This is a genomic window from Stutzerimonas stutzeri (assembly GCF_024448955.1).
GTDB classification, from domain to species: domain Bacteria; phylum Pseudomonadota; class Gammaproteobacteria; order Pseudomonadales; family Pseudomonadaceae; genus Stutzerimonas; species Stutzerimonas stutzeri_AQ.
This window is the reverse complement of record NZ_JAMOIH010000014.1, coordinates 77,818-90,482: the sequence shown is the minus strand read 5'-3', so window position 1 is coordinate 90,482 and position 12,665 is coordinate 77,818. Positions and strand designations below refer to the sequence as shown.

The 12,665-nt window shown below is 60.9% G+C and carries 6 protein-coding genes; 3 read left to right on the top strand and 3 right to left on the bottom strand.

The window, feature by feature from the left end:
• Positions 1 to 21: 21 nt before the first annotated feature.
• Positions 22 to 2,109 carry an ATP-binding protein gene (locus NA645_RS15485; protein ID WP_256049657.1) on the bottom strand — a complete coding sequence of 696 codons (2,088 nt, stop codon included), beginning with the start codon at positions 2,107 to 2,109 and terminating at the stop codon, positions 22 to 24.
• 474 nt (positions 2,110 to 2,583) lie between these two features.
• On the opposite strand from NA645_RS15485, the gene NA645_RS15480 reads away from it, so the two are divergent.
• The 3 genes from NA645_RS15480 (at position 2,584) to NA645_RS15470 (ending at position 9,334) form a co-directional block, all read left to right on the top strand.
• A complete protein-coding gene (locus NA645_RS15480) occupies positions 2,584 to 3,240 on the top strand; it encodes an OmpA family protein (RefSeq protein WP_131650737.1) in 657 nt (218 codons plus the stop codon).
• A gap of 154 nt (positions 3,241 to 3,394) precedes the next feature.
• Positions 3,395 to 7,108: a response regulator gene (locus NA645_RS15475; protein WP_256049656.1), complete on the top strand. Its 3,714-nt coding sequence runs from the start codon at positions 3,395 to 3,397 to the stop codon at positions 7,106 to 7,108.
• Positions 7,109 to 7,204: 96 nt separating this feature from the next.
• Positions 7,205 to 9,334 carry a putative bifunctional diguanylate cyclase/phosphodiesterase gene (locus NA645_RS15470; protein WP_256049655.1) on the top strand — a complete coding sequence of 710 codons (2,130 nt, stop codon included), beginning with the start codon at positions 7,205 to 7,207 and terminating at the stop codon, positions 9,332 to 9,334.
• A gap of 18 nt (positions 9,335 to 9,352) precedes the next feature.
• Here NA645_RS15470 and NA645_RS15465 read toward each other — a convergent pair whose 3' ends face one another.
• Both NA645_RS15465 and pta read right to left on the bottom strand, forming a co-directional pair.
• Positions 9,353 to 10,270: an acyltransferase gene (locus NA645_RS15465; RefSeq protein WP_256049654.1), complete on the bottom strand. Its 918-nt coding sequence runs from the start codon at positions 10,268 to 10,270 to the stop codon at positions 9,353 to 9,355.
• Positions 10,271 to 10,538: 268 nt separating this feature from the next.
• The gene (pta, locus tag NA645_RS15460) at positions 10,539 to 12,647 is read right to left on the bottom strand and encodes a phosphate acetyltransferase (RefSeq protein ID WP_256049653.1); all 2,109 of its coding nucleotides are present in this window, start codon (positions 12,645 to 12,647) and stop codon (positions 10,539 to 10,541) included.
• Positions 12,648 to 12,665: the final 18 nt, after the last annotated feature.

Sequence of the window (12,665 nt, the reverse complement as noted above, 5' to 3'; positions counted from 1 at the left end):
GCCGCGAAACGGGAGCAAACCCTAGCTCTCGTCCCGTTTCTGGCCAGGTTCGAGCATGCTGCGAACCTTTTCTTCGAGGTCGGTGATTGTGAAGGGTTTGGTCAGGACTTCGTAATCCGACATGGTGTTGCTACGGTCCAGCACCGAGCTCTCGGCGTATCCGGTGATGAACAGCACGCGCAAGGACGGCCGCTTTTCCCTTGCCGCATCGGCGAGCTGGCGTCCGTTCATTCCGCCGGGAAGGCCGATATCGGAAATCAGCAGGTCCAGGTGTGCATCGCTGTCGAGGATACGCAAGCCGCTTGGTCCTTCGGCAGCCTCCAGGGTGTTCAGCCCCATTTCCTGCAAGACCTCCGTTACCAGAGTGCGAACGTTGGGCTCGTCATCCACCACCAGAACGGTTCGGCCCTCGACCGAGGTGGAAGCCGGCTCAGGCGTCGCCGGCGCATGCAGGCTGGCCGACTGGCCGTGATAGCGGGGCAGGTAAATCCAGACGCTGGTTCCTTCGCCCACCGTGCTTTCGATACGCACGGCACCGCCCGATTGCTTGGCGAAGCCGTAGACCATCGACAAGCCAAGCCCGGTGCCTTCACCCAGCGGTTTGGTGGTGTAGAACGGATCGAAGACATAGCTGAGCCGCTCCGGAGGAATGCCGACACCGGTGTCGCGTACCCCGAGCGCGACATATTCGCCTGGCGGCAGAGTGAGCTCTTCGGCGAGCGGCTCGCCCAGCACTAGGTTTTCGCTGGTCAATGTCAGCTGACCGCCATCAGGCATGGCGTCGCGGGCGTTGATGGTCAGGTTCAGCAGCGCGTTTTCCAGCTGATTGGTGTCGCAGAGCGTCAGCCAAAGATCATCGGACAGCTGCGTCGAATAACTTACCAACGGGCCTATGGTGCGCTGCAGCAGCTCCATCATCCCTTCTATCAGGGCGTTCAGATCGGTAGGGCTGGGGTCGAGCGTCTGTCGACGGGAGAAAGCCAGCAGACGATGGGTCAGAGCCGTCGCTCGATTGGCGGAGGTCAGCGCACTGTGAATGTAGCGCTCCAGGTCCCCCGTGCGGCCTTGCTGCAAGCGCACGGACAGTAGCTCCAACGAGCCAATCACGCCCGCAAGAAGGTTGTTGAAATCGTGGGCGAGGCCGCCGGTCAGTTGGCCTACCGCTTCCATTTTCTGCGACTGGCGCAGCGCCGCCTCGGTTTTCGCCCGCGCGGCTACCTCGGCGTTGACCCGTTGTTCGAGGGTTTCGTTGAGGCGCTGCAGCGCCCGCTCGGTGCGTTTGTGCTGGGTGATGTCGAGACAGGCACCAACCATATATGTGGGTCTGTCGTTGCTATCGGTGAACGTTTGCCCCTTATCGAATATCCAGCGCTCGGTGCCCTCCGGCAGGAGGACCCTGAATTGCATTTCCAGATCGTCACCGTAGCGCGCGCAGCGTTCGCACTGCTGGGCAATGGCAGCCCGATCATCTGGATGAATCCTGTCGAGAAGATCGTCGAGCCAACCCGAAGTCAGCCCCTCCAGGCCGAATAGCCGCTGCATGGGCAGGTCCATGTCCAGGCGGTTATTGCGCAAGTCCCAATAGAAGGTGCCGGTGCCGGACGCCAACAATGCCGCATTCAGACGCTCGTCGCTCTCTCGCAGACGCAGCGCCGCCGATTCCTGCTCGAGCAGACTTTCGGTGACATCCTCGACTTGATGAATGATGTAGCTGACCTGCCCCTGCTCATCGAGCACTGGAACGTTGACGACGTCCCAGTAGCGATCTTCATAACGCTCGTCTTTCTCATTCGGCAGACGCAACGGATAGCCGACTGTTTTCAGCTTCTGCGGTTGCCCGGTGCGTACCACTTCGGCCAGTGATGCGCGCAATAGGTTTACCCCCGGCGCTTCTGCGCCGTTGTAGACCTCGAAGAGCGGGCGGCCAATGACCTCGTCACGACGCGTCATGGTCGCCCGCAAGCGATCCTCGCTGGCTGCGACCATCGTGTAGTCGGCGTCATTGGCGACCACGAGAAAGATTCCAGGCAAGGCATCGAAGATGCGCTGCAAATCCGCAATGTCGATGGTTCGGCTCTCCGGCTGAGCGGCACGCCGTACGTGCCGCACAAAACAACTATTGGCTGTTATGAAAAAATTCTGTTTCTGAGACTGTCAGAACTGCAATGCCGCGTGTTGGTTCGCCCGACGGGCCTTGCAGCTCTGGATTCATGGCTAGTCGGCCATGAAGCGTTGCGGCATTTGCACTGTCTACGCCGGGCTTTGATTACGCAAGACGAAGCCTTTGATCGCGGATGTCCAGTTTCACCGAGTTGGCCGCGCGATCTGCGGGGCGGCGATTATGCCACCATCGAGGGATGGAACAGTTAGATGGCTATAGCGTCTCGACGAATGCAATTGACGCCGCCGCCTACGATGTTAAGGACGATGCGCAAAAAACTTTTTGTCAGGCATTGATCCGGTGCGGGTTCGTCGGTCCGTTCCGGTTCTGCGCTCAGTCGGGTGTTAACCTAGCGCCGCATTTTCAGCCTGTGACGGATTCATTGCCGGCAGGCTGACGTCCCGGAGATGAAGGAAGTAATCATGAAAAAGCTCAGCAACCTGACCGTAGCCGCCGCCACTATCGCCCTGCTGGCGGGCTGTACCACTAATCCCTATACCGGCGAGCGCGAGGCCGGCAAAGCAGGTATCTATGGCGGTATCGGCGCGGTCAGCGGCGCGGTAATCGGTGCCGCCACGTCCAGCAAGAAGGACCGTGCTAAGGGCGCTCTGATCGGCGCGACGGTCGGCGGTGCTGCTGGCGGTGGCTATGGTTATTACGTCGATACCCAGGAAGCCAAGTTGCGTCAGACGCTGCAAGGCACTGGCGTTCAGGTTCAGCGCGAAGGCGATAACCTGACGTTGATCATGCCAGGCAACATCACCTTCCCCAGCAGCTCGGCGGATATCTCCAGTAGCTTCTATCCAACCCTGAATTCCCTCGTCCAGGTGTTCAAGGAGTTCAACAAGAACGGCATCGATATCGTCGGACACACCGACAGCACCGGTTCGCAACAGCTCAATCAGGACCTGTCCAACCGCCGTGCCCGTAGCGTGGCCGCCTACCTCGAAGGCAACGGTGTCGCTGCGTCACGTATTTCCTCTTATGGTGCGGGTCCGAGCCAGCCGATCGCCAGTAACGATACGGCTTCCGGCCGCGCCCAGAATCGTCGTGTAGAGATCAATCTGCGGCCGCTGTAAGCCGCGTCGAACAGGCGGGACTGCAACGGTCTCGCCTGTGGCATTAAAGTGACGCCAGTTTTATATCTTTTCTCTGTCCGCCATTGAACCTCTGGACGATACGCGACTCTGAAGCTCGTGACAGCGAGCCATGTAGTGGCACTGAGGAGGTCGAATGGATGATCGTTCCGCTCTCCATTCCCGTAAGCCTTGGCTGCCATTGGTAGTAACGCTGGTTCTGATGGCGGGGCTCGGGGGATGGGTCGGCTGGCAATGGCATGTTCAGGAAGCGCGTATCCACGCAGAGCAAGCGCAGCGATTCAATCTGGTGGTCAACGACCTCGAGACTAGTCTGCGTGAGCGCATGCGTGCCTACGAGATGGTCATGCGCGGTCTGGCCGGCTTGTTCGTTGGGAGCGATACCGTCAGTCTGGAAGACTGGACTCGCGCTTCCGATCAGCTTCAGCTACAGGACTTCTATCCCGGCATCCAGGCGATCGCTTTGTCGCGTCATGCGCGTGCGGATAACCTGGCTTCGGTGCTGGAAAAAATGCGCGATGGTGGCCGAAATGTCCGCATGTATCCGGCCGGTGAGCGCGCCGAATATCTGATCACAGACTACATACACCCCCTCGACTGGCGTAATCGCCGGGTGCTGGGCTTCGACCTGATGAGCGAGGGAACCCGCAGGGAAGCCATCGTTGCCGCGCGTAACATTGGCACGCCAATGCTGACGGGGCCTTTGCGTCTCAAGCAGGAGACCGGGCAGAACGTTCAGGTGGGTATTCTGCTGTTTCTTCCCCTGTACCGGGTCGGTGAGCCCATCACCACCCTGGAAGAGCGCCAGAACGCCTTCGCCGGCACGCTACACGGCGCCTTTCGGCTGACCGATCTGTTGGAAGGCGTGCTGGGCTCGCGGAGCAAACTGTTCCAGATACAGCTGTTCGACGCTGGGGCCCCGGATGAACCGCTGCTGATGGGCCGTGCACCGGTCAGCGCCGATGCGAGTTTCCGTCGCACCCGAAATATCTATATGTACGGCCGTAGCTGGCAACTGGATGTGGCCAGTACGCCGGAGTACGAAGCCATCCTGACCCGAGCCAGCGGAGCCTTCAACCTGGCGGCTGGACTGTCCGCGGCGGTGCTGTTTGCGCTGTTGATAGGCGGCTACCTTTACCTGCGTGAACGGGCGCTACGCAACAGCCAGGCGCTCGGTGCGCAACTTCAGGAGCGTGAGGCACGCTTCCGTCAGCTGATCGAGCAACTGCCCGTGGCGACCCTGATGTGCGACGGTCAAGGGCGAATCGAACTGGCCAACCAGAGCGCCGCTGCGCTGCTCGGAAGCAGTGCTGGACTGCTCGCTGGCGAACGTCTTGGCCGTTATGTACCCGGCATGCTAAGCGAGGCCGCAGGTGGGCAACGGTTGGAAACCAGCAATCAGGAAAGCCACGCGTTACGGGAGGACGGCACGCCGATACCGGTTTCATTGAGCCTGACGAGCTTCAATCGCGATGACGGCATCCACCACCTGCTCAATCTGGTCGATCTGCAACAGCGCAAACGGGACGAAGAGCGCTTCCGCCACGTCGTCGAAGCCTCGCCGAATGCCTTCATTCTGTTCGACCAGGAAGGGCGAATCGTCATGGTCAATCGACAGACCGAGCTTCTGTTCGGCTATAGCCGGCAAGAGTTGGTGGGCGAGCCGGTCGAGCTGCTGATCCCCGAGTCGATGCGCAAGATATATCTCGAGATACGCCATCGTTTCGCCCAGGAACCCGAGTCGCGCCGCCTGGGTGAAAATCGCGAGCTGTTCGGTCGCCACAGTGATGGCCGCCTGTTGCCCGTCGAGGTCGGTCTGTCGCCGCTGCGCAGCGGTGAGGAGCAGCTGGTGCAGGCCGTGGTGATCGATATCGGTCACCGCAAGGCGGCGGAGCGGCGTCTGCGCGATCAGGCCAACGAGCTGGTCGTCGCCAATCGCTACAAGTCCGAGTTCCTTGCAAACATGTCCCACGAGCTGCGTACGCCGCTCAACAGCATTCTGATCCTCAGCGATCAGCTGAGGCAGAATGCGGCGGCCAATCTGACCGAGAAACAGGTTCGGCACGCCGATATCATTCATCGGGCCGGGCATGACCTGCTGCAGCTGATCAATGATGTGCTCGACCTGGCCAAGATCGAAGCGGGCCATATGCAGATCAAGCCGGAACCGCTCAATCTGGCTGAGCTACTGGCAGAATTGACCAATGGGCTCCAGGCGATGGCCGAGCAGAACGGGCTGGCGCTCGGTACCCGAATCGCGCCGGATGTTCCGGTGACGATCGTTACTGACCGTGCACGCCTGCAGCAGATTCTGCGCAATATCGTCACCAACGCATTGAAGTTCACCGAGCAAGGCTTCGTGGATATCCATGTCACTTGCAAGCCGACCGAGCAGCCCGCCGGCGAAGACATGTTGCAGATCTGTGTGACCGATACCGGTATCGGCATTGCTGAAGACCAGCACGAACGGATCTTCCAGGCCTTCCAGCAAATCGACGGCTCGATCAGCCGGCAATACGGCGGCGCCGGGCTGGGATTGGCCATCGCACGGCAACTGGCCGAAGTGCTGGGCGGCGGTATTCATCTGCGAAGCGCGCCGGGTCAGGGTTCGAGTTTCACTATCGAGTTGCCGCTGAGGCTGGCTGCAGCCACGGAGATCCGGACGCTACGGCCGTTTCAGCTCCGAGGCCAGGGCGGCGGCGTATTGATCGTCGAGGATGATGCCGATTTCGCCTCGGTAGTGGCTGAGGTCGGGCAATCTCATGGTTTTCCCAGCACCGTCTGCGGCACCGGACAAGAAGGTTTGGAGGCGTTGGAGCGCGACCGTTTCGCGGCCGTTATCCTCGATATCCTGTTGCCCGATATCAGTGGCTGGCAGGTCCATCGGGTCCTGCGAGAGGATGCCCGGCACCAAGGCACGCCGGTGTACATCATTTCGTGCGTGCCGCAGCCGCATGGCTGGTCCGATGACAATTCGCGCTATTTACTCAAACCTGTGACGCACTCGGAGCTCGAACGCCTGTTCGTCGACCTGGCTCGGCAGGAAGCCAGTCCAACGCGATTGCTGCTCGTGGAAACCGAACCGGAGCGGCGACGTCAATTGCATGAGCATTTCGAGCGTCTTGGATACCGTGTCACCGACTGCCAGAGCAGCGAAGATGCGCGGCTGGCCTATGCGGAGCATGCCTTCACGGTACTGGTCATCGATTTCGATCTGCCTAACGAAGACGGCCTGGAGCTGCTCGAGGCGCTCGACCGCCTACGTTCGCTCAAAGATGCACGAGTCATATTGAACAGCCGGGCACCGCTTTCAGAAAAGAATCTGGAGCGGCTACGGCGTTACTCATCGGTTGCGTTGTCAAAAACAGAGGGACTGGAGCATATGGAAGATGCATTGAAGCCCGCTGCGGCTGAGGCTGAAGCTGTGGCGCTGAATATGGACGAGGTGGAGCATCCCTTGCTGGGACGACGGGTGCTGTTGGTGGATTCCGACGTGCGGTCGATATACGCCATCAGCGCCCTGCTCGACGAGCAGGGGCTGCAAGTGGTGCCGGCTACGACAAGCACCGAAGCGCTTGAACGGTTCGACGAGGATGCCTTCGATCTGGCATTTGTGGACATGGCACTGCCGAATAATGACGGCCCTGCACTGATACGCCAGCTCAGAAACGACTATGGTTGTCAGGTGCCGATCGTGGCACTGGCGGCCGGAGCCGATCCGGCCGTTCGGGAACAAAGCATTACTGCAGGTGCCGACGATTTTCTGTTCAAACCGGTCGAAAGCACCAAGCTGGTCGAGTTGCTGCGACGTTGCCTGGAGCGCGTTGATGGCCCTCACGAGAGTCCATGAGGAGAAGTACGTGACGCATCGTTCGTCCAGAGTCGGCATTCGTGTCGAAACCGTCCGAAGTAAAAGCAGCTGCGCGCCGGGTAGGAGAGTCGGGTAATGTCGCGGGCACAAGCCAAATCACAACCTCGTACCCGCACACTGCTGGTGGTGGATGATCGCGAAGCGAATCTGGTAGCTATGGAGGCCCTGCTCGGTGATGGCGACTGGCAGGTGCATACGGTCAATTCCGGCGAGGCTGCGTTGCAGGCGCTGCTCGATCTGGACGTGGAACTGGTCTTGCTGGACGTGCAAATGCCAGGCATGGATGGCTTCGAAGTGGCGCGCCTGATGCGCGGCAGCCCTCATACACGTTACACACCGATCATCTTCGTCTCGGCCATCGCCCATACCCGGGAGTCGGTGTTGCGCGGTTACGCTACGGGTGCGGTTGATTTCATCCTCAAGCCTTTCGATCCGCAGGTGCTCAAACACAAGATCAACACCCTGCTGAGCCACGAGCACAACCGACGCGATTTGCAGCTGCTGACCCAGCAGCTCGACAGCGCGCGCGCCTTCAATGCCTCGGTGCTGAACAACGCCGCCGAAGGCATCCTGGTGGTGGGTGAGGATGGCTACATCAGTTTCGCCAATCCGGCGATCGCGCAGATGCTGCACACCAGTGTCGATGATCTGCAGGGCACTGCGCTGGTCGATCATTTGGCTTCCCCGCAAATGCCTGAAGTCTGGCGCGATACCGACTTCTACAAACAGTGGCGTAGCGGCAATACCTACCGCCTGCACGAGGCGCAGCTCTACACCGCCAACGGCGGCACCTTGCCGGTTGCCTTGTCCTCCTCGCCACTGCCTCGCCAACAGCGCTCCATGGTGGTGATCGCGCTGGACATGTCGGTGGTGCGTAACCTCCACGTCCAGCTGGAAACCCAGGCGGTAACCGATTCGCTGACCGGGCTGCTGAATCGGCGTGGGTTTCATCAGGCGCTGGAGTCGGCCTTGGCGCGGATCGATCGGAACGGCAAGCGCATGGCCATCCTTTATATCGACCTCGACGGCTTCAAGCGCATCAACGACTCGCTAGGCCACGATGCCGGCGACGAGATTCTTTGCCGCGTCGCGCGGGTGCTGGAAGCCTGCATGCGTCCCTACGACATCATCGCGCGGATGGGCGGGGACGAATTCACCGCCTTGCTGGATTCCCTCGATCATCCCGAAGACGCGGCGAAAGTCGCGGAGAAGCTTATCGAACTGATTTCGGTCCGGCACACCATCAGCGGCACCGATGTGACCTTGGGCGCCAGTATCGGCATCGCCCATTTTCCCGATTGCGGGCAGAGCGTCGAAGAACTGCTTCGCTCGGCGGACATGGCCATGTATGAAGCCAAGCGCGCCGGGCGTCAGCAATACCGCTTCTTCTCCAGCGAAATGAATGGCCGCGCCCATGCGCGTCTGATGATGGAGGAAAACCTGCGCAGCACCATCGAGCGCAATGGTTTCGCGCTGGCCTATCAGCCGCAGATAGAACTCGAGACCGGCGAGCTGCGCGGATTCGAGGCCTTGCTGCGCTGGGATTTCGCCGGCCGCGGCGAAGTTGAACCCAACGTCTTCATTCCCTTGCTGGAGGAGACTCGACTGATCGATCGGGTTGGCGAATGGGCGCTGCGTGAAGGGCTGGCTCAATGTCGAGATTGGCGCGGGCGATTCGGCGACAAGCTGATACTGAGTTTCAACGTCAGCCCGGTGCAGTTTGCCCGGGCTGGACTGATCGACGAATTGCGCCGCTTGCTCGATGAATACCAACTGGATCCTCGCCAGTTGGAGCTGGAGGTCACCGAAGGCGCGCTGATGCAGGATCTGGAGCAGAGCTGCGACAAGCTTCGGCAATTGCGGGAGCTTGGCGTCAAGGTCGCGGTTGACGACTTTGGCACCGGCTATTCGTCACTGGCCTATCTGCGCCATTTCGATCTGGATACCCTGAAGATCGACCGGTTGTTCATTGCCAACATGCTCGACTCGCCCCGTGATGCAGCGGTGGTCAGCACCATCATCGACCTGGGACGGAACCTGGAACTGGAAGTGATTGCCGAGGGGGTTGAGACCCTGGCCCAGCGTGATTGGCTGATTGCCCATGGCTGCCAGGTCATGCAGGGCTTTCTGGTGGCGCCGGGCTTGGTCGTCGAGGACGCCCTGGTCTTTCCTCGGCGCGTAGATTGGCAGCAGCTCGACCGGTAACGTCGGCCGCTGCCAGGCTCAACGGAGCGGCTGCCTCGGCGGATACTGTCGATGCAGCTCTTCGAGCCTAGCGTCCTTTTCGCTCCATAGCTCGTTGACCCACTCCTGGAAGCTGAGTCGATAACGCTCATCCTGATCGTAGCTGCGATGCAGGAACTCGGCCGGGATGGGTTGCGAGTCGATGCGCATCACCACCTGGCTGATCCGGCCACAGAGCAGATCCCAGAAGCTCGGATTGCCATTCGGGTAGTGGATGGTGACGTTGATCAGCGAAGTCAGTTGCTCGCCCATCGCATCGATCACGAACGCAATGCCGCCGGCTCTGGGTTTGAGCAGATAGCGATAGGGCGAAGCCTGCTCGGTGTGCTTGTCCTCGGTGAAACGCGTGCCTTCGAGAAAGTTGAACACCGACACCGGGTTGGTCCGGTAGCGCTCGCAGGCCTTGCGGGTCGTGGCCAGGTCCTGGCCGCGCTTTTCCGGGTACTTGGTCAGGTACTCCTTCGTGAAGCGTTTCATGAAGGGAAACTCCAGCGCCCACCAGCACAGGCCAATGACCGGTACCCAAATCAGCTCCTGTTTGAGGAAAAACTTCAGGATCGGCATTTGCCGGTTCAGTTGGTACTGCAGCATCAAGATATCGGCCCAGCTCTGGTGGTTGCTGGTGACCAGATATGAATGTTGCATGTCGACCTTTTCCAGCCCCTGCACATCCCATTCGGTGCGCCGCACCAGGTCCATCCAGAAGCCATTGACCGCCATCCATGACTCAGCAATCCAGTGCATGCCGAAGCGCAGCGCACGCTGAACGCGGGGAATCGGCAGTGCCAGCTTGAGCAGCGAAAGGAAGAACAGCGGCCAGCACCAGAACAGCGTGTTCAGCGCCAGGGTCAGGCCGGCAAGGATGCCCCGCAGGGGTGCGGGAAGGAAGCTCAGCATGGGTCGTCTCGTCGATAAGGCTGATTCGAGGCGCCAAGGGTAGCGATTGCGCGCCGAACTGCAACTGTTGCGAGTGCCGGCCTAGCGACGTTTTGTATCAGCAGATGGGAGCCGATGGCGGAGGAATTTAGGGTGGGCCGTGCGGCGTTCCGCTTCAGCCCACCGGCTGGGGCAGGGCTTGGTGGGCTGAAGCCCACCCTACGGGACGCTGCACGGCCCGCCCTAATACGGGTCCCAGCATCGCTGGTACGCCCGCCAAGCTTTTGTTTCAAGCTTCAGGCTTGTCGCCGTTGCTATCGGCCTGTAGCGCGGTGAGTGCGATGGTGAAGACGATGTCATCCACCAGTGCGCCGCGAGACAGGTCGTTCACCGGTTTGCGCAGGCCTTGCAGCATTGGGCCAACGCTGATCACGTTGGCGCTACGCTGAACCGCTTTATAAGTGGTGTTGCCGGTGTTCAGGTCGGGGAAGATGAACACGGTCGCCTGACCGGCAACCAGGCTGTTCGGCGCCTTCTGCTTGCCGACGCTGGCGACCGACGCGGCGTCATACTGCAACGGGCCGTCGATTGGCAGGTTGGGTGCGCGCTCCTGGGCAATGCGTGTGGCTTCGGCGACTTTCTCTACCTCGGCGCCGCTGCCGGACGTTCCGGTGGAGTAGCTGATCATGGCCACTCGCGGATTCACCCCAAGGGCGACGGCCGACTCGGCACTCTGCAGAGCAATTTCCGCGAGCTCCGTGGCGCTCGGATTGGGGTTGACCGCGCAGTCGCCATAAACCAGCACCTGATCCGGCAGCAGCATGAAGAACACCGAGGACACCAGGCTGTAGCCAGGCGCGGTCTTGATCAGCTGAAGCGCCGGGCGAATGGTATTGGCGGTGGTATGCACGGCACCGGAAACCAGGCCATCCACTTCGTCCAGCGCCAGCATCATGGTGCCTAGCACCACGGTGTCCTTGAGTTGCTCGCGGGCATCGCTCGGGGTGAGCCCTTTCGACTTGCGCATTTCGCACATGGGCTCGACGTACTGATCGATGATCAGCTCCGGATCGAGAATTTCCAGGCTGGCCGGCAGGTTGATGCCCTGTTCGCGTGCGACCGCCTGCACTTCATCCGGCTTGGCCAGCAGGACGCAGCGGGCAATGCCTCGCTCCTGGCAGATGGCCGCGGCGCGAATGGTGCGCGGCTCGTTGCCTTCCGGCAGGACGATGCGCTTGTTCGCCTGCTGGGCGCGCTTGACCAGTTGATAGCGGAACGCCGGCGGCGACAGGCGCAACTCGCTGCGCGGCACGCTGAGCCGCGTGTGCAGCAGGTCGGGCTGCAAGTGCGTGGCGATGAAATCGGTTACCTGACTGGCGCGCTCGATATCGTCGGAAGGGGTTTCCTTGTTCAGGCCGAACAGGTTGGTGGCGGTGTCATAGGAGCCGGTTTGCACCGTCATCACCGGCAGGCCGCGGTCCAGGGCCGCCTTGCACAATTCGAGAATACGCGGGTCGGGGGCGAAGTCGCTGCACAGCAGAAGGCCTGCGAGGTCGACACCGTTGAGCGAGGCCAGGCTGGCGGCCAGGATGATGTCGTCGCGGTCCCCCGGAGTGACCACCAGCACGCCGGGCTGCAGCAGCTGCACCGTGTTGGGCACGGCCCGTGCGCACAGAACGATCTTGCTCACGCGGCGATGCTCGGCTTCACCAGCGTGAAGCACCTTGGCATCCAGCAGCTGAGCGATGTCGCGGGTGCGCAGGGCGTTCAACTCCTCAGCGAAGGGAATCGCGCCGAGCAGCTGGAAATCCTGGGTGCCGAGCAGCGGCAGCTGTTCCTTCATGCGTTCGACGAAGCTCGCCACGCCGTCGTCGCTCTTGACCTTGTTCAGGATCAGACCGAGCACCTTCGGATCCTTGGCGCCACCGAACAGCTGCGCCTGAATCTCGATGCGCTCGGCCAGACGCTTGAGTGTGTCGCTACCTTGTGCGGCGATCAGAATGACTTCCGCGTCGAGGCTTTTGGCCAGGTGCGTATTGATGCGCGAGGTGTGGTTGAACTCCCGCGTCGGCACCATGCCTTCGACAATCACCACATCCTTGCCAGTGGCGACTTCCTGATAACGGCTGACCACATCTTCGAGCAGCAGGTCGAGTTCGCCATCGGCCAGTTGACGCTCCACCTGTTCCAGCGGGAGCGGTTCTGGCGAAGCGATATTCAGTGTGTTTTCCACCAGCACGCAGGAGCGCTCGCGGCCCTGGTCGAGCGGAAAGGGCTGGGCGATGGGCTTGAAGAAACCAACTTTCAGTCCGGCACGTTCCAATGCACGGATCAGGCCGAGGCTGATGGAGTTGAGGCCGCCACCGAAACCGCAGGGGGCGAGGAAGAGCGTATGCATGGTGATCTCCTGTCGAAC